Consider the following 17,301-nt stretch of genomic DNA (forward strand, 5'->3'; position numbering starts at 1 on the left):
ATCACTTCAGAATTCCGGCTTTGTACGTCGCAATAGCTCTGTCTCTAGCCATCGCATGTTCTACCATTGGCTGTTTGTATCCTAAATCGAATTCTTTAATCCATTTGCGGATATAGATTCCTTTTTCATCGAATTTTTTTAGCTGGATCTCCGGATTGAAAACTCGGAAATATGGTGCAGCGTCACAGCCAGTTCCTGCAGCCCATTGCCAATTGCCAACATTGGCAGACATCTCATAATCCAATAATTTTTCGGCAAAATAGGCTTCACCCCATTGCCATTGAATCAATAAATGCTTGCATAGAAAACTCGCGACAACCATGCGAACTCTGTTGTGCATATACCCGGTTTCATTGAGTTGCCTCATTCCGGCATCAACCATTGGATAGCCCGTTGTTCCGGTACACCAGCGCTTGAAATCTTCTTCATTATTGCGCCACTGAATCCCATTATAGGCTGATTTGAAGTTTTGCGTACCGACTTTTGGAAAACTAAATAAGATTTGCATGAAAAATTCTCTCCAAATTAGTTCACTCAAAAACACATCATTTTTATTAAATGCCCAATTGACCAATTTCCGGATACTTACCGTTCCAAAGCGCAGATGTGGCGAAAGATAAGAGGTTTTATCTAAGGCTGGGAAATCTCTTATATCTTGGTAATTTGCAATGAATTTAAGGTTATGTGGTTTTACTTTGATAAGACTTTCTACGAAACCTATTTGTTCCAAAGTGGGAAAAGCAAAACTGTTTTTATAGAAATTAGCAAAATAAACAGCAGTATCATATTCTTGAACTGGAGTCATTGACTTGTATTTCTCCAACCATTTATTTTTAAACGGTGTATACACCGTGTAGGGCAATCCATCTGCTTTAGTAACTTCTTTTTCTTCAAAAATGACTTGGTCTTTAAAAGAATAAGAAATGGTTTTATTAGTTTCTAAAAATTCACAAATTGCAGAGTCACGTTGTATCGCGTACGGTTCGTAATCTTTGTTGAAGAAGACTTCTTTGACATCAAATTCTTTTAATAAAGATTGCCAAACAGCGATAGTTTTTCCTTTTTTAACCAAAAGTGAACTTTCAATTTCCTGTAATTGTCTATTTATTTTAGAAAGTGATTCGTGAATAAAACCGACTCGAGCGTCGTTTTTAGGTAAAGTATCTAAGATGGAATCATCAAAAATAAACAACGGAATAACCGGATATTCAGACTTCAAAGCATGAAATAATCCAACGTTATCTTCCAGACGCAAATCGCGTCTAAACCAAAAAACAGAAATTTCTTGCTTGCTCATTACTTTGAATTAAACATTTGATCCACTTTTGCAACACGATACGCAAAAATGGATTTCAATTTATTTTTCACGACTAAGGTGTTCATGATTCGTCCCAATATACCAAGTGGCAAACCGTAATGGACCACATCGGTCATTTTTGTTCCATTTGGTGTGGTCTCAAAGAAATGTTTGTGATGCCAGAAACTATAGGGACCAAAACGCTGCTCATCAATAAAATAATCATTTTCCTTTACTTGTGTAATTACCGTCATCCACGACAAGGTAATCCCAAAAAGTGGCGTTACTTTATATTGAATGATTTGCCCGGGATACATAGATTTATTATCGAAATCTGTGATTTGGAAACCCATTCCTTCTGGTGTGATTTTTTGAAGATTTTTTGGATTGGAAAAAAAAGTCCAACATTCTTGGACAGTTGCATTCACGTGCTGTACGGTTTCTTGTTTGTATATTTTCATGGTTGTATTTTAAGGATAAATACCGTTATGGAACACTGGGTTTGCGTGAGGGATAGTAGTGAAGCTCTTTTTATACCTGGCTTTTTTGCCTGGTATAAAAAAGCGGGAACGGATAGCCTGACCCCGCTGTAACACTAGTGAAAGCGGGGTCACGCCCAAATTAAATTTATATTTTGTAGTATTTTAAAGGAACGAACAGCATGCCAAAACATTCTCCATGCTCTTTGCCTAAGTGTTTGTGATGTACTTTATGGGCTTTTCGCAATCCTATTAAATACTTGTTGTTCGTGTTTTTGAACCACTTGAAACGTTGGTGAATTAGGACGTCATGGATCATGAAATAGCAAAGGCCGTAAAACATAATTCCCAGTCCGAGAAAGAATTTATAATTCAGTCCTCCTTCGACACCATAATAGAAAAGCAGGATGCTTGGGATGGCAAAAATGACGAAAAAAATGTCGTTTCGTTCAAAAACATTAGTGTATTTTGGTTGGTGATGATCGGCATGAAAGTACCACATTGAGCCGTGCATAACGAATTTGTGGGTACACCAGGTGACACATTCCATTATTAAAAAAGTACCTATAAATATCAAAAAAAATATCATTTTATTCTATGTTTAATTAAAAAATATTTAAAAACAAGCTGTAACTTAAACTAACTTCAATTTATAAGAGACAAAAGATTTTGCCAGTAATCCGGCTTTGGTGTAGTTAGAAACTCGGATTCTTGCACTTCCAATTTCATGACACGGAGTGTTTTCTAGCTTTTTTAATAGTTTTTTGTAGTACACAAAAGCGGTGTATACGCCAAACTTAGCTTCAATAGGAAGTTTTACAATTCCTTCATAGGCTACTTTAAAATCTGCTTCAATTTCATTAATGATAGCCGCTTTAGCATTTTCATCGAAGGAATTTAAATCGACTCCTGGGAAATAATTCCGGTTCAGGACAAGATTATCGTCTTTTAAATCCCGAAGAAAATTCACTTTCTGGAAAGCAGATCCCAGTCGCATGGCTTCGTTTTTCAGTTGCTCATATCGTTTGTGATCTCCGGCAACAAAAACCTTGAGACACATAAGACCTACCACATCAGCCGATCCATAAATGTAATCATCATACTCTGCTTTACTGTGATAATCCGATTTGATTAAATCTAATTTCATGCTTTTTAAAAATGCCTGAATGAGATCATCAGAGATGTTGTATTTGTTTACCGTTTGCTGAAAAGAATTTAATATAGGATTTAAACTAATCCCTCTGTCAATGGCTTTGTAGTACTCATCTTCAAACTCAGTGATCAGATTTTCTTTGTCAAAACCATGAAAAGTGTCTACAATTTCATCCGCAAAACGGACAAAACCATAAATACTATAAATGGCATCCCTAATACTGGGCGAGAGCATATAAACCGCCATAGAGAAAGAGGTACTGTAGTTTTTAGTGACTAATTTGCTACATTTAAAAGATACATCATCAAATAATTGTTTCATAATTGTTGTGCTAAAAATTGTTTGTTAATTAACTCAGACACTAATTTTCCGGAAATCAATGCTGGTGGAACACCTGGTCCGGGCACGGTCAATTGACCGGTAAAATATAAATTTTTCACTTTCTTGCTCTTTAACTTAGGTCTCAAAAAGGCAGTTTGCAATAATGTATTTGCCATTCCATAGGCATTTCCTTTGTATGAATTGTATTCTGATACAAAATCATTTTTACAAAAGGATTGTTTAAATAGTATAGTATTGCGTACTTTTTGTTGTGTTAAAGTTTCGAAACGATCCATTATTTTTTCAAAGTATTCTTCTCGGAGTGCTTCAGTATCGTTGATTCCGGGAGCTAAAGGTATTAGAAAAAACCCTGATTCCATTCCTTCCGGAGCTGCAGTTTCATCTGTCACTGATGGAAAATTAGCATAAAATAAGGGTTCTTTTGGCCACTGTGGTTCATCATAAATGTCTTTGGCATGCTGATAAAAATCAACATCAAAGAATAAGGCATGATGTGAAATGTTTTTTATTTTTTTATTGAAACCAACATAAAACAATAATGATGATGGTGCAAAAACGCGACTGTCCCAATATTTTTCAGAATAAGTACGGTGCTCCATATCCAATAATGTTTCCGTGTGATGGTAATCGGCTCCGCTTAGAATTACATCAGAGGTAATGATTTCTCCATTTACCTGAATTGAATTGGCTGTTTTATGCACTACGATGATTTTTTCGATGTTGGAATTCATTTGAAATTTCACTCCCAACTCTCTTGCTAAACTTTCTATACCCCGAACTACATCAAACATTCCTGTTTTAGGATGCCAAGTTCCCAGACCAAAATCAGCATAATTCATGAAACTGTAAAATGACGGGGTATCAGATGGCTTGGCTCCAAGAAATAAAACCGGAAATTCCAGAATTTGAATCAATCTTTCGTTTTTGAATTTCTTACGAACATCTTTACTGATAGAACTAAAAAACTGACCCACTTTCATGGCTGTTTCTGCTGTTATTAATTCCAGTGGAGAAATCCCGGGGCGATACACTAAATCTTTGATGGCGATGTCATAATTACTTTTGGCCTCAGCCATAAATTCGTTTAACAGGCTGCCGCTTCCTTTTTCGATGGCTTCAAAAGCGATTGTAATATCCCTTAAATTATCTGCTATGGTAATAAAATCATCAATTCCATAGTACACGCGGTAGGCTGGTGCTAATTTAATTAATTCGTAATAATCAGTGGTTTTCTTTCCAAAATCAGCAAAGAAGCGATCGAATACGTCTGGCATCCAGTACCAACTTGGTCCCATATCAAAGGTGAAACCTTCTTTTTTTAATTGTCGTGCTCTCCCTCCAGTTGTTGCATTTTTCTCATACACAGTCACATCGTGACCACTTTTTGCTAAATAGCAGGAAGCGGCTAAAGCCGAGAATCCAGAACCTATAATTGTAATTTTTTTTATATTCTTCATTTGTTTAGCAAATATACAAAATGTTTAAACAAAAAACAACTAGATCCAATCTACCAATTCAGTAATTGAACTAAAAAGAGTAATTCGATCTGAAAGTTCCTCTTCTTTTATAAACTCAATCATACGACCAATATACCATAATTCAGTCGTATCATCCACCAACTCATCGGACATTTTTTGAATGTATCCATCGAGTTGACATCTTTCTGGTTGTACTGTAAGGTAGGAAACAAAAATAATGGAATCAAAATGTTTTTTCAAGTCTTTCAGATTTTCAATAGGCATACTTTCTCCTAAATAAATAGTTTTGTAGCCATGCAATAAAATCTCATAATTCAGGTACATCAGACCTAATTCATGAATTTCATTCATAGGAAGTGACAGGACAAAAACTTTATCTACTTTTGTTTGCTTTAAAACTTGAAGTTTTTCGGTGTTAACTAATAATTTTTGTTTAATTAAGTAGCTGATAAAATGCTCGTGGGCTGGAGTTATCGTGTCCGATTGCCATAATAATCCCAGTTCATTCATTAATGGTATAAAGACTTGATGAAATACTTCCTTAAATGATTTTTCTGCAATTAACCAATTATAAGTATTAAAAAACAGCTCCTGATCAAAATTCATCATGGCCATTTTAAATTCACTTATGGCATGACTTTTTGCTGTTTTGCTCGAAATTATTTCACGTACTAAAGAGGGTATTTTTTCTTGAGGATAGGTTGCTATTTTTGAGATTTTATAGCCATAATCGTGTAACAATGTAATATTTAACAGTTTTTGCAAACTCACTAAATCATACAATCTAATATTAGTGTCGGTACGCATGGGTTGCAAAATATTGTATCTTTTTTCCCAGATTCGTATGGTGTGCGCTTTTATACCTGAAAGATTTTCAAGATCTTTTATACTGAACACATTTTTTACATTGTTTATCATTTATCGAAATTTAATGAACAAATGTAAAATAAATTTAATTATAAACTCTTATGATCACACCGAAACTTTTTTTAAACTCAAAACACCCCAAGATTCTATAAAACGGTACACTGCTGAAACTGATTATTTCTCGAATGCTACTAGCTGATTATAAAACTAATATACACTTTTTTTGGGATTAAACATTGAATAGCAAATAATCAATCCCTTTTAATAATAATAATAATAAGCCGCAGTTTCCTTCTTATTAAATGGCTGCACTTAAAATTACTTTCTGATTTTCAACTATTTTCAAAAGAAAAACAGCACTAAAAAAAGCTTTAGAAAAACTACTGCTCCATTTTATTCTCTTAAACATAAGAAAAGCCGTGTGAAAATCTGACCTTTTTCGCAACTTTTCTTAATAATGATTCCTATTATTTATTAAATTTATTTTTTTATGATTGTTCGGGTGATGTCGTCCTGATTATTGACCGTAATAAAATACATCTCACTAGAATAAGAACTTAAAACCATACTTGCCGCTTCCAAAGTTACTTTGATCTCTTGAACTAAAGCGCCTAACATATTAATACTTTAATGCCTCTGATGGGAGTAATACTCTGAATCTTCAAAATAGTAGTGATAGGATTGAGTTAAGAGCCCGTCTGCGGTGGCAGTTACCCAACTTGAAGCTAAATTATTATCCAGAGTGGTACTTATTAATTCGAGGTAACTTCCTCGACCTTCAGGAGCTAATGGACAAGACACGGAATCAAAATATTCTACTGAATCAATTTTAAATAAGTAATAACCATGGTATAATGTCGTATTTTAAAATCAGGATAAAATCATGTAAAAATCTGATTTAAAGCTGTTTTACTTAAAGTTAATTCTTTTGACTTTACGACTTTTAAACTTTCGACTTACTTACATGACAAAAAGCGGTTATAAATAAACAAATAAGCTTGACCCTGACCCTAACTAGATCGAGTTTGACTTTAAAATGAATTTGCAAAACTGAAATTAACGCTGTATCTTTACTCTCAAGACCGATGTTTCTCATTAGAAATATTATCTGGTAATAATTCTTTAATATACTAAATTTCAGTGTTTTTACTGATTAATTATTATTTATTGTATCGATTTTTATTAAAATATATTTTTGTCATGTACTAAAAAATAATAGCTACAATTTAATATCGTATTTTATTAAAACTCTAAATTTCTTTACTACCGATTTCACAGATTAACACAAATTAATTCGTCATTTAGCTTTAAAAATCGTTTTAAACCTTCAAATCTATGACAAAACTCTTTTTAATAATTGCGACAATATATCTTTCATGCTGCTTATTTCAGTATAAAATAACAATCGGACAGGTGAATAAAGCGTAATCTTACGCAAATTTATTTAACACTAGAGTAGCGATATCCTTTTTCAAACCGTTCCGGTGCATTCGTATTTTTTCTTAGTAAACCTATTGCATTTTAAAACTTAAAAATGATTGTTTATTTGTTTTAAAAAGTATAAACAACTAATCTTAAAATACTTAGACACCTAAAAACAACTAATTTAAAACACAAAATCATGAGCATACTCACTGACAATGTAATTCCAGGAAATCATGGTAAAATTTTTGGTACCAATGCGATCAAAGATTTAGATTTATTAGAAATTAAAGCAAGTCTGCTGAAGTTAGACGGAATAATAGACGTCCTTTTGAATACTGATCTTTTCCCTAGAGAATTTACAATACACACCTCCAAGATGATTCCTGTAAGTGTTATTCAAGATCAAGTACGATCAGTGGGGTTTCACGCCATCCCAAAAGAAGTATTTGAACTTTAATTTTTAAAGGTAACTTTTAAAAATCAACACTATCTTTAAAAAAATCAATATCATTTGTTTATTTCAAATCTATATCGTAATATTGCAATATAAATATATAACGATGGGAATTACTAAATCAGACCATTTCACAGACGAGCAAAACGAATTGGCAACTTTAGCCAAAGCCATAGGCCATCCTGCACGTATTGCTATTATTCAACACCTCATCAAGGTAGATAGTTGTGTGTGCGGTGATATTGTAAACGAACTGCCTCTAGCCCAGCCTACGGTTTCGCAGCACCTGAAGGAACTTAAAAATGCCGGACTCATAAAAGGCAATTTTGAAGGAAATGCAATTTGTTATTGCCTAAACGAAGAAGGCTTTAATAAAATAAAAGGCTTTTTTCAGCACATCAATACTTATTTAGAAAACAAGAAAAATCAATGCTGTTAATTTTTAAATTACAAAAATAATGAAACTATCCGAAATTAAAAAAGAGTTGATCACATTAGACAATGTTGCTTTTGTATTACCAAACGGAACCTTTGTTCCTGAACATTTCCATGTAACTGAAGTGGGTTTGATCACTAAAAATTTTATTGACTGCGGTGGAAAAGTTAGAAAAGAAACTGTGGTAAATTTTCAATTATGGGATGCCAATGACTTTGATCACCGCCTAAAACCAAAAAAACTTTTAGAAATCATTTCGCTTTCAGAAAAAATACTGGGCATTGAAGATTATGAAGTAGAAGTCGAATTCCAATCAGAAACTATTGGGAAATACGACATTCGTTTCAACGGAACAGCATTTACCTTAATCAACAAGCAAACGGCTTGTTTGGCAGAGGATCAATGCGGAATTCCTTCCGAGAAACAAAAAGTAAAATTATCCGAAATTCCAAGTCAAACCAATACTTGCACCCCTGGTGGTGGCTGTTGTTAATTTTAAAACTAAGATATGACATTAATCAAAACAAACTTGTTTCCAGAAATAGAAACACAAATAGCTGCCTTTGGTTTTGAAGATATTTCAGTTGAACGCAAAATTATTTTGCAACCGCTAATTGACTTTATTCAGACAAAAGTAGCCCATCAACAAGAGATCAGATTGAATTTGATTTGCACACACAATTCCAGAAGAAGTCATCTGGCACAAGTTTGGGCACAAACAGCCGCAGCATATTTCAATATAAAAAATGTATTTTGCTATTCTGGTGGGACCGAAGCAACTGCTTTATTTCCTATGGTTGCCCAAACTTTAATACAATCAGGATTCAAAATCAAAGCAATCACAGCAGGAAATAATCCCATTTACAGCATAAAATATGGAGAAAATGAGCCTCCTATTATTGGTTTTTCCAAGACCTACGATGATGATTTTAATCCGAAAAATGAATTTGCAGCGATTATGACTTGCTCTCAAGCAGATGGAGGCTGTCCTTTTATCGCTGGTGCTGAAAAACGTATCCCAATTACTTTTGAAGATCCAAAAGCATTTGACAACACTCCGCAACAAGCCGAAAAATATCAGGAGCGAAGTTTACAGATTGCCACCGAAATGTTTTATGTCTTCTCCCAAATAAAATTATAAATATGTCAGCATCTACTTGTTTTCCCGCAGCAGAAAGAAAAAAACTAGGTTTCCTAGATCGATTTTTAACCCTTTGGATCTTCCTTGCAATGGCACTTGGTGTTGCTGTAGGGAATTTCATCCCTTCCAGTGGGAATTTTATCAACTCTTTTTCCAGCGGAACAACTAATATCCCACTCGCCATTGGTTTAATCTTAATGATGTATCCGCCATTAGCCAAAGTGAATTATAGTAAAATGGGAGACGTATTCCAAAACACCAAAGTATTGGGTGCTTCCCTGTTCCTGAATTGGGTGGTAGGCCCAATCCTCATGTTTTCATTAGCCTTACTTTTCCTAAATGGATATCCGGAATACATGATTGGAGTCATCTTGATCGGATTAGCCCGATGCATTGCGATGGTAGTGGTTTGGAATGATCTGGCCGACGGTAATAGAGAATATGCCGCTGGATTAATCGCTTTGAATAGTATTTTTCAGGTATTGCTTTACAGCGTATATGCGTATGTTTTCATAACCATTTTGCCACCGTATTTTGGCTATACCGGTTTTGATGTGACGATAGGTATTGGTCAAATTGCAGAAAGCGTAGGTATTTATTTAGGAATTCCATTTGCTTTGGGAATAATCAGCCGGTATGGTCTTATAAAACTCAAAGGCGAAACTTGGTTTCAAAACAAGTATATACCTTTTATTTCTCCTATTACTTTAGTGGCCTTGTTATTTACCATCATATTAATGTTTAGTCTGAAGGGCGCATTAATTGTGCAAATCCCCCTGGATGTAGTTCGGATAGCTATTCCTTTAGTTATTTATTTCACCTTAATGTTTGTGATCAGTTTTTTTCTCGGAAAGTATTTTGGTGCTGATTATTCTAAATCTACCGCAATCGCTTTTACGGCAACCGGAAACAATTTTGAATTGGCTATTGCAGTTGCAATTGGCGTTTTTGGAATCAACAGCGGACAAGCATTTGCCGGCGTTATTGGCCCACTGGTCGAAGTTCCGGCGCTAATTGCATTGGTAAACGTCGCTTTTTGGTTTAGAAAAAAATATTATACAAAACCCGAATTAGACCCAAAAACTGGAACCTCTTAAATGTTCCGCTACTAGAGAACTCAACTATTTTATTACAGACTCTCTTTTGTTTTAAACTTGTTTTAAAACAGTAAATCTGTGGAGATCTAAAAAACTAAAATAGAATTTAATCCAGATTCAAAACAGAATGAATGAAATTAAAGAGGTCATTATCATTGGTGGCGGACAAAGCGGATTGGCTTGCGGATATTATTTAAAACGCAATAAATTAAACGTTTTTCTCCTGGATAAAGAAGAAAAATGCGGTGGTACCTGGCAACATGTTGGGGATAGCCTAACGCTTTTTTCTCCTGCCGAACACAATTCATTGCCCGGCTGACTAATGCCAAAAATCTAAAACTGATTTCGGGCTTTTTTATACACGCTAAAAAAAATTATTCTGCAGGAATAACTAGTTCTGATGTAATGGCTTCTAAAACTTCAAAAGCAGTTTCTGCCATTTTATTTCCTTTGGTGTCTAATAATGGGTTAATCTCGACAAATTCGATACAAACTACTTTTTTGGTTTGAACAATTTGTTTGATGATCGCTATTACTTCATACTGATCAAAACCTTTGGAAACCGGTGTTCCAGTCCCGTAAGAAATCATATCACAATCCATAGAATCCACATCAAAAGAAACATATAGCACTTCACAATGCGATAGTTTAGTTAATGCTTCCGCGACACACTTTCGTAAACCGCGATACCGCACTTCATCAACTTTATAATTTTTGATTTGCAATTTTTCAATTTGCTTATCCTCCTCTTCTTCGGTATCCCGAACGCCAAAATATACCAGGTTTTCTGCCAAAACTTTCGGCCCCTTACAACCTATATTTTTCATGTCTTCCCAGTGCTGTTGGGTTTCCGGAGGCACTTCGTTATTCTGGCAACTCAAATTATCATCCGCAAGAGCCGCAGATAGTGGCATTCCATGAATATTACCGGATGGCGAAGTGTAAGGTGAATGCAAATCCGCATGGGCATCAATCCAAAACACCCCGATATTTTGTTCCGGAAAAGCTGCTTTTATACCACTTAATGTTCCTAATGCCGAAGAATGATCACCTGATAAAACAATTGGAAAATAATTTCCTGCTAAATTTTTCTGTACTGCATTACAAACCCTGGTGCATTGCTCCACTACATGCTCAATTCGTTTAGCCGAAGAACTTCGGTTTTTATCATATATGGATTCGTTGTGCGTTTTGACATCTTCAAACTCAAACTGATTAAAATAATCACTGTTTTGATTGATTGCCGCAATTTCGATAGCATCAATCCCTAAGTCGGATCCTCGTGTACCAGCACCTATATCGGATCTGTTCTTTATTAATTTTATAGATTTTCCCATTGTACTTAAAATTATTTGAAATCGTTTAGAGCTCGCTCAATTATACCCAAACATTCCTGTATTTGAGGTTCTGAAATTACTAATGGTGGTGCAAATCGAATTTTGTTGCCGTGTGTTGGTTTTGCCAATAATCCATAATCTCTAAATTTCATACAAATATTCCAGGCTAAATCAGATTCTTCACCACTGTTGATAACTATGGCGTTCAGTAATCCTTTTCCTCTGACCAACGTAATTAATGGGTTTCTGGAAGCAATCTCGTTAAGTCCTGTTCTTAAAACTTCGCCTAAGTACGCCGCATTTTGTGCTAATTTTTCCTCTTTCACTACTTCCAGTGCAGCAATAGCCACAGCCGCTGCAACAGGATTTCCTCCAAAAGTGGAACCGTGTTGTCCTGGTTTAATCACATTCATAATGGGATCATTCGCTAAAACTGCCGAAACTGGGTACACACCGCCCGAAATAGCTTTTCCTAGAATAAGGATATCTGGTTTTACTTCCGGTCTGCCTTCACATCCTTTTTTACAGTCACAATTTCCGCAAGTTGCTAATAATCTTCCCGTGCGTGCAATTCCTGTTTGCACTTCATCCGCGATAAATAGAACGTTATGTGCTTCACAAAGCGCTTTTGTTTTTGCTAAATATCCTTCGGCAGGAACATACACTCCCGCTTCTCCTTGAATTGGTTCCACTAAAAATCCAGCAATATTTGGGGTTGATTTTAATACGTTTTCTAGGGCGTCAACATCATCGTACGGAATTTTAATAAATCCAGCAGTGAATGGTCCAAAGTTTTTACGGGCACTCTCATCATTCGAAAATGAAATGATTGTTGTTGTTCTTCCGTGAAAATTGTTTTCACAAACAATGATTTGTGCTTGATTTTCAGGAATTCCTTTTATCTCATAGGCCCATTTTCTACACAATTTCAAAGCAGTTTCCACTGCTTCAGCACCTGTATTCATGGGCAACACTTTATCAAAACCAAAATACTTAGTCACATATTCCTCAAAAGGTCCTAGTTGATCATTATGAAAAGCACGTGAAGTTAAGGTCAATGTTTGTGCTTGTTTTATCATTGCATCCACAATTTTTGGATGACAATGCCCTTGGTTTACGGCAGAATAGGCCGATAAAAAATCATAATATTTTTTTCCGTCTACATCCCAGACATAAACCCCTTCGCCTCTTTCTAAAACCACAGGTAAAGGATGGTAATTGTGTGCTCCGTATTGATTTTCTTTAGCTATTAACGCTTCCGATTTTGAAGAAAGGTTTTGTTCTGTGTGTGTCATGATATTCCTATTTTGATATTACAAAGTACAAAACTACAGATTTTTTTTAAATTGACAATAAAATAAATATTTTGACTTTTTTAAAAGTATTATTTTAAATAAATTACTTAATTTACATGAAAAAAAAGTCATTTTTTAAATATAAAATTCAAATAATAGAACTATTCCCATATAAATAAAAATAAGTACTTTTATACAAACACAAAAGCATCATTTATAAGTAAACCAACATGGATATACTAGACGAGTTTGATATCAACATTATCAAAGAATTAGAGAAAGACGGAAGAATGGCGTATTCTGCTATTGCAGCCAATCTAAAAATATCAAATACAATGGTGCATCAGCGCATGAACAGATTAACAGAACAAGGAATACTTATCGGAATAAAACCGGTCATCAATGAAAAGAAAATTGGATATGATTGGGGATCATTCACAGGAATTACCTTGAATAAAGACCAAGATTCTGACCGGATTATTGAGGAACTGAAAAACATTCCAGAAATAACGGAATGCTATTATATCACCGGATCTTTTACCCTTTATATAAAAATAATTGCCAAAAATCATGAGCACATGCGTAAAGTTCTGTATGAAAAAATAGACACTATTCCGGGTATTGCCAAAACAGATTCCATAATCGAACTGGGTTGTGCATTTAAACGAAACGTAAGTCTCTAATTAAAATTCAATAATAATGACGTATTTCAAGAACCATTTACCCCTTGCAGTTTTAATTTTTTGTTTTAGTTGCTCCCTGTTTTCACAAAAGATATCAAACCAAGAACTAGAAAGACTAAAAAAAATGTCGCAACAAGTCACTATTATCAGAGACAATTGGGGAATTGCGCATGTGTATGGCAAAACGGATGCAGATGCCGTTTTTGGAATGCTGTACGCACAATGTGAAGACGATTTCAAACGGGTAGAAATGAATTACATTGAAAAACTGGGCCGTCTTTCCGAAATCAAAGGACAGTCCGTTTTGTACAATGATTTAGAAATTAAACTTTTAATCGATACCGAAGATGCTAAAAACGATTATAAAAAAGCAGCGCCTTGGTTGAAAAAATTATTAAACAGTTATGCGGACGGGATCAACTTTTATCTATACAATCACCCCGAAGTAAAACCCGCTTTATTAACTCATTTTGAGCCTTGGTTTCCATTGCTTTGGACTGACGGAAGTATTGGAGCCATAAGCACAGCTGATCTTTCTACTGGAGAATTGAAAGCTTTTTATTCGGGAAACACCGATAAAGTAGCCTATATAGAACGAGAAAAAGACGTACAAACGGGTTCTAACGGATTTGCAATTGCACCTTCAAAAACAGCGTCTGGGAATGCCATTTTATACATTAATCCGCATACCACTTTTTATTTCAGGCCAGAAATACAGATGAGCAGTCAAGAAGGGCTGAATGCGTATGGAGCCGTTACTTGGGGACAATTTTTTATTTACCAAGGATTTAACGAAAACTGTGGCTGGATGCATACCTCCTCAAGTGTTGATGTTGCGGATATGTATGCCGAGAAAATCGTGACCAAAAACAACAAACTATTTTACGAATACGATACCAAATTAGTTCCGGTTATCGAGAAAAAAATAACCATCAAGTATCTGGAAAATGGAAAATTGATTCCTAAAACATTCAATACTTATTATACCAATCACGGTCCAATCATGGCCAAAAGAGACGGGAAATGGATTAGCTTAAAATCCAATAACCGTTCGATGAAAAGTCTGGAACAAAGTTGGATACGAACAAAATCAAAAAGTTTTGAAGACTACAAAACTGCAATGGATTTGAAAGCCAATACCTCAAACAATACTGTTTATGCCGATAAAGAAGGAAACATTGCCTACTGGCATGGGAATTTTGTTCCCATTCGGGACAAAAACCTAAATTGGTCAAAAGTAATGGACGGTACGACACCGGCTACACAATGGAAAGGATTACATGAAGTTTCAGAAACAGTACATTCTTATAATCCTATAAACGGCTGGTTACAAAACTGTAATTCTACACCATATACCGTGGCAGGAGATTATAGTCCAAAAGAAGAAAATTACTTGCCTTATATGGCTCCAGACGGAGAAAGTTTCAGAGGATTAAATGCTGTACGATTATTGAACAAAGGCAATAAATATACACTAGACAAAGTGATTGCTGACGGTTACGACACGAAACTAACGGCTCTCGAAGTGTTAATTCCATCCTTAATTTCCAGTTTTGAGAAAAACATCAGTCCCGAAGATCCGCTTTATACAGAACTGTCAGAACCGATAACCTTATTGAAAAACTGGGATTATTACGCCCGGGAAAATTCTGTGGCTACCACCTTAGCTGTGGAATGGGCTTATAAATTAAACCCCATTATTCAAAAAGTATATATTGATCAGGGCCAAAAGGACCAAGTAGAAAATACTCGTGATTTTGCTAAAAATGCGTTTCCAGATCAACTGATTCCACAATTGCAAATGGTGATAAACGAATTGAAAATAAAATTTGGTACTTGGCAAATTCCTTGGGGCGAAATCAATCGTTTCCAGAGAACATCAGGCGACATAAATCTGGTTTATAGTGATGCTTTGGAAAGTTTACCTATTAGTTATGGACCAGCGCTTTGGGGAAGTTTACCTGCTTTTAAAAGCAATTATCAAAAAGATACCAAAAAACGCTACGGATTTAACGGAAATAGTTTTGTGTGTGCGGTGGAATTTGGACCAAAAATAAAAGCCAAATCGTTACTTGCGGGAGGAAATAGCGGTGATTCAAAATCGAAACATTTTTACGATCAAGCTGAAATGTACCGAAAAGGACAATTCAAAGACGTATTATTTTATAAAGAGGATGTCCAGAAAAATGCCGAAAAAACATATCATCCCGGCGAGTAATCGCTTGTCTGTATGCCATAAGAATTAAAAATTACATCATCAATTAAAAAATCAAAGTCTTAGTTTTAGGATAAATTGATTGAAACATTTGTAAAAATAAAAATATCTAATATGAAAAATATTTTCTTTGCCTTTTTAGGATTCTTTTTGTTTTCCAATGACACATTTGCACAATTAAAATCCGTCAAATACACGGATGGAAACCAACAATTAAATGGCTTGTCTATTGCACCTAAAAAAGGAAGCAAAACAAAACCCGGAATTTTAATCCTTCCCGCTTGGAAAGGAATCGATACACATTCAAAACAATCTGCTGAGAGACTTTCAAGCATGGGCTATTATGCATTTGTAGCAGATATTTATGGCCAAGGGAATTATCCCGGAACCACACAAGAAGCCGGAAAGCAAGCTGGTTTTTACAAAAAAAATGTAGCTGATTATCAAAGACGCATTCAACTTGCTTTAGACCAATTAGTAAAAGCAGGCGCAAATCCTGCCAATATCGTAGTAATAGGCTATTGTTTTGGCGGAACAGGAGCACTGGAAGCCGCAAGAGCGGGAATGAAAATTCAAGGTGCAGTTTCTTTTCACGGAGGTTTAGGACATGATGCCGCAAGGGTAAATAATCCAATCACGGCTGAAATCCTGGTTTTACATGGTGCTGACGACACCTATGTGCCAGCAACGGAAGTATCGTCCTTTCAACAAGAAATGAGAGATACAAAAGCAGAATGGGAAATGATTTATTATGCAAATTCCGTACATGCCTTTACTGAAATTGAAGCTGGTAATGATAATTCAAAAGGAGCAGCGTATAACGAAAAAGCTGCTATACGTTCTTGGGAGCGCATGAATTCTTTCTTAAAAGAAGTTTTAAAATAATTTAGAATTTTTTTTTTCAAAAAAAGTATACGTTCCAATTTTTTGTTAATTTTATAAATTAAAATGTACCTGACCGCGCTAATATACCACAATCGTTAGCGCAGTTTTACAAACTGTGCCCACAACAGAGAGCAAACAATGCAAAAAACTATGAGCAATTCAGGGCTTTTTGCTGTTTTTAAAACAAAAAATGTCTGCTAAGAATAAAGCCCTAAAAACCGAAGACCGGATTAGAAAATGAATTAGAATTGGTTTTATTAGATTTATTTTAGTGGCTAATTGGAATTGATACGGTTTTCAAAACTGCGTCAACGATTCTCTGTAAATACTAATGATCTAGTGAACGCTTTTCCTCACTGGCGCTCGTTTATCCATGTTCTTTGGTGCTCGTTTGCAACGAGTACATACTTAAATTAAGACACAAATTATAATATTTATAATGCGGATCATTAAAAATTTCTTTAAGATTTTTTACAGAATAGATTATATAACTGTGTTACAAAAACTTTATAGTTCACATTAGTGACTAGGCACTAAAGTTTAACGGCACATTGAAAAGGGTACGAAGCCGGAAAATCTCGCACGGCCGTACACGCTTTTTTATTATAATCCTACACTAAAATTTTACTTCATGAAAACGATTTCGTTAAATAGTAACAATCCTTTCATAATTTTGCGATATAATTTCTAATTTTTAAAATTTATCCTTATTTTTTT

Annotated in this window: 18 protein-coding genes; 9 read left to right on the top strand and 9 right to left on the bottom strand. The window is 35.0% G+C overall.

Going from position 1 to position 17,301, the window contains the following annotated elements; translation table 11 throughout:
- Window position 1 precedes the first annotated feature (1 nt).
- From EKL99_RS09295 to EKL99_RS14435, 7 genes are all read right to left on the bottom strand, one after another.
- Window positions 2-1,297 carry a deoxyribodipyrimidine photo-lyase gene (locus EKL99_RS09295; RefSeq protein ID WP_126576829.1) on the bottom strand — a complete coding sequence of 432 codons (1,296 nt, stop codon included), beginning with the start codon at window positions 1,295-1,297 and terminating at the stop codon, window positions 2-4.
- Window positions 1,297-1,758: an SRPBCC family protein gene (locus EKL99_RS09300; protein ID WP_126460723.1), complete on the bottom strand. Its 462-nt coding sequence runs from the start codon at window positions 1,756-1,758 to the stop codon at window positions 1,297-1,299. Before EKL99_RS09300 ends, EKL99_RS09295 begins: the two co-directional genes overlap by 1 nt.
- 166 nt (window positions 1,759-1,924) lie before the next feature.
- Window positions 1,925-2,365, bottom strand: a complete 441-nt coding sequence (locus EKL99_RS09305) for a sterol desaturase family protein (RefSeq protein ID WP_126561742.1) — start codon at window positions 2,363-2,365, stop codon at window positions 1,925-1,927.
- Between the two features lie 45 nt (window positions 2,366-2,410).
- Window positions 2,411-3,250: a phytoene/squalene synthase family protein gene (locus EKL99_RS09310; RefSeq protein ID WP_126556053.1), complete on the bottom strand. Its 840-nt coding sequence runs from the start codon at window positions 3,248-3,250 to the stop codon at window positions 2,411-2,413.
- Window positions 3,247-4,728 (bottom strand): NAD(P)/FAD-dependent oxidoreductase, encoded by a 1,482-nt coding sequence (locus tag EKL99_RS09315; RefSeq protein WP_126576830.1) that lies wholly within the window; start codon window positions 4,726-4,728, stop codon window positions 3,247-3,249. The genes EKL99_RS09310 and EKL99_RS09315 overlap by 4 nt, the downstream gene beginning before the upstream one ends.
- 39 nt (window positions 4,729-4,767) lie before the next feature.
- A complete protein-coding gene (locus tag EKL99_RS09320; protein ID WP_197037229.1) occupies window positions 4,768-5,667 on the bottom strand; it encodes a MerR family transcriptional regulator in 900 nt (299 codons plus the stop codon).
- A gap of 429 nt (window positions 5,668-6,096) precedes the next feature.
- Entirely contained in the window at window positions 6,097-6,234 is a 138-nt protein-coding gene (locus tag EKL99_RS14435; RefSeq protein WP_156063265.1) for a hypothetical protein, read from the bottom strand.
- Window positions 6,235-7,237: 1,003 nt separating this feature from the next.
- Between EKL99_RS14435 and EKL99_RS09325 the strand changes: the two genes are divergently transcribed.
- The 6 genes from EKL99_RS09325 (at window position 7,238) to EKL99_RS09350 (ending at window position 10,488) form a co-directional block, all read left to right on the top strand.
- Entirely contained in the window at window positions 7,238-7,498 is a 261-nt protein-coding gene (locus EKL99_RS09325) for a heavy-metal-associated domain-containing protein (protein WP_126460711.1), read from the top strand.
- A 103-nt stretch (window positions 7,499-7,601) separates the two neighbouring features.
- The gene (locus tag EKL99_RS09330) at window positions 7,602-7,934 is read left to right on the top strand and encodes a helix-turn-helix transcriptional regulator (protein ID WP_126460708.1); all 333 of its coding nucleotides are present in this window, start codon (window positions 7,602-7,604) and stop codon (window positions 7,932-7,934) included.
- Between the two features lie 19 nt (window positions 7,935-7,953).
- Window positions 7,954-8,424: a DUF6428 family protein gene (locus tag EKL99_RS09335; RefSeq protein ID WP_126576831.1), complete on the top strand. Its 471-nt coding sequence runs from the start codon at window positions 7,954-7,956 to the stop codon at window positions 8,422-8,424.
- A 15-nt stretch (window positions 8,425-8,439) separates the two neighbouring features.
- The gene (locus tag EKL99_RS09340) at window positions 8,440-9,072 is read left to right on the top strand and encodes a low molecular weight phosphatase family protein (RefSeq protein ID WP_126576832.1); all 633 of its coding nucleotides are present in this window, start codon (window positions 8,440-8,442) and stop codon (window positions 9,070-9,072) included.
- Between the two features lie 2 nt (window positions 9,073-9,074).
- The gene (arsB, locus tag EKL99_RS09345; RefSeq protein WP_126460699.1) at window positions 9,075-10,169 is read left to right on the top strand and encodes an ACR3 family arsenite efflux transporter; all 1,095 of its coding nucleotides are present in this window, start codon (window positions 9,075-9,077) and stop codon (window positions 10,167-10,169) included.
- A 127-nt stretch (window positions 10,170-10,296) separates the two neighbouring features.
- The gene (locus tag EKL99_RS09350; RefSeq protein ID WP_126576833.1) at window positions 10,297-10,488 is read left to right on the top strand and encodes an FAD-dependent oxidoreductase; all 192 of its coding nucleotides are present in this window, start codon (window positions 10,297-10,299) and stop codon (window positions 10,486-10,488) included.
- A gap of 55 nt (window positions 10,489-10,543) precedes the next feature.
- Here EKL99_RS09350 and EKL99_RS09355 read toward each other — a convergent pair whose 3' ends face one another.
- Both EKL99_RS09355 and rocD read right to left on the bottom strand, forming a co-directional pair.
- On the bottom strand, window positions 10,544-11,506 hold the full coding sequence (locus tag EKL99_RS09355; protein ID WP_126556039.1) for an arginase: 963 nt from the start codon (window positions 11,504-11,506) through the stop codon (window positions 10,544-10,546).
- A gap of 11 nt (window positions 11,507-11,517) precedes the next feature.
- Window positions 11,518-12,801 carry an ornithine--oxo-acid transaminase gene (gene rocD, locus EKL99_RS09360; RefSeq protein WP_126576834.1) on the bottom strand — a complete coding sequence of 428 codons (1,284 nt, stop codon included), beginning with the start codon at window positions 12,799-12,801 and terminating at the stop codon, window positions 11,518-11,520.
- A 230-nt stretch (window positions 12,802-13,031) separates the two neighbouring features.
- Here rocD and EKL99_RS09365 point away from each other — a divergent pair, with 230 nt between their 5' ends.
- From EKL99_RS09365 to EKL99_RS09375, 3 genes are all read left to right on the top strand, one after another.
- A complete protein-coding gene (locus tag EKL99_RS09365) occupies window positions 13,032-13,484 on the top strand; it encodes an Lrp/AsnC family transcriptional regulator (protein WP_126454003.1) in 453 nt (150 codons plus the stop codon).
- A gap of 124 nt (window positions 13,485-13,608) precedes the next feature.
- Entirely contained in the window at window positions 13,609-15,702 is a 2,094-nt protein-coding gene (locus EKL99_RS09370) for a penicillin acylase family protein (protein ID WP_231507418.1), read from the top strand.
- A 111-nt stretch (window positions 15,703-15,813) separates the two neighbouring features.
- Window positions 15,814-16,584: a dienelactone hydrolase family protein gene (locus EKL99_RS09375; protein WP_126576836.1), complete on the top strand. Its 771-nt coding sequence runs from the start codon at window positions 15,814-15,816 to the stop codon at window positions 16,582-16,584.
- Window positions 16,585-17,301: the final 717 nt, after the last annotated feature.

The organism is Flavobacterium sp. ZB4P23, assembly GCF_003970375.1.
Taxonomy (GTDB): Bacteria; Bacteroidota; Bacteroidia; order Flavobacteriales; family Flavobacteriaceae; genus Flavobacterium.

Bases quoted from the DNA above. Each gene is read 5' to 3' on its own strand.
- EKL99_RS09295 (WP_126576829.1), bottom strand. From the start codon at position 1,297: ATGAGCAAGCAAGAAATTTCTGTTTTTTGGTTTAGACGCGATTTGCGT.
- EKL99_RS09315 (WP_126576830.1), bottom strand. From the start codon at position 4,728: ATGAAGAATATAAAAAAAATTACAATTATAGGTTCTGGATTCTCGGCT.
- EKL99_RS09320 (WP_197037229.1), bottom strand. From the start codon at position 5,667: ATGATAAACAATGTAAAAAATGTGTTCAGTATAAAAGATCTTGAAAAT.
- EKL99_RS09325 (WP_126460711.1), top strand. From the start codon at position 7,238: ATGAGCATACTCACTGACAATGTAATTCCAGGAAATCATGGTAAAATT.
- EKL99_RS09365 (WP_126454003.1), top strand. From the start codon at position 13,032: ATGGATATACTAGACGAGTTTGATATCAACATTATCAAAGAATTAGAG.
- EKL99_RS09330 (WP_126460708.1), top strand. From the start codon at position 7,602: ATGGGAATTACTAAATCAGACCATTTCACAGACGAGCAAAACGAATTG.
- EKL99_RS09375 (WP_126576836.1), top strand. From the start codon at position 15,814: ATGAAAAATATTTTCTTTGCCTTTTTAGGATTCTTTTTGTTTTCCAAT.
- EKL99_RS09370 (WP_231507418.1), top strand. From the start codon at position 13,609: ATGTCGCAACAAGTCACTATTATCAGAGACAATTGGGGAATTGCGCAT.
- EKL99_RS09350 (WP_126576833.1), top strand. From the start codon at position 10,297: ATGAATGAAATTAAAGAGGTCATTATCATTGGTGGCGGACAAAGCGGA.
- EKL99_RS09355 (WP_126556039.1), bottom strand. From the start codon at position 11,506: ATGGGAAAATCTATAAAATTAATAAAGAACAGATCCGATATAGGTGCT.
- EKL99_RS14435 (WP_156063265.1), bottom strand. From the start codon at position 6,234: ATGTTAGGCGCTTTAGTTCAAGAGATCAAAGTAACTTTGGAAGCGGCA.
- EKL99_RS09300 (WP_126460723.1), bottom strand. From the start codon at position 1,758: ATGAAAATATACAAACAAGAAACCGTACAGCACGTGAATGCAACTGTC.
- EKL99_RS09305 (WP_126561742.1), bottom strand. From the start codon at position 2,365: ATGATATTTTTTTTGATATTTATAGGTACTTTTTTAATAATGGAATGT.
- rocD (WP_126576834.1), bottom strand. From the start codon at position 12,801: ATGACACACACAGAACAAAACCTTTCTTCAAAATCGGAAGCGTTAATA.
- EKL99_RS09340 (WP_126576832.1), top strand. From the start codon at position 8,440: ATGACATTAATCAAAACAAACTTGTTTCCAGAAATAGAAACACAAATA.
- EKL99_RS09310 (WP_126556053.1), bottom strand. From the start codon at position 3,250: ATGAAACAATTATTTGATGATGTATCTTTTAAATGTAGCAAATTAGTC.
- EKL99_RS09335 (WP_126576831.1), top strand. From the start codon at position 7,954: ATGAAACTATCCGAAATTAAAAAAGAGTTGATCACATTAGACAATGTT.
- arsB (WP_126460699.1), top strand. From the start codon at position 9,075: ATGTCAGCATCTACTTGTTTTCCCGCAGCAGAAAGAAAAAAACTAGGT.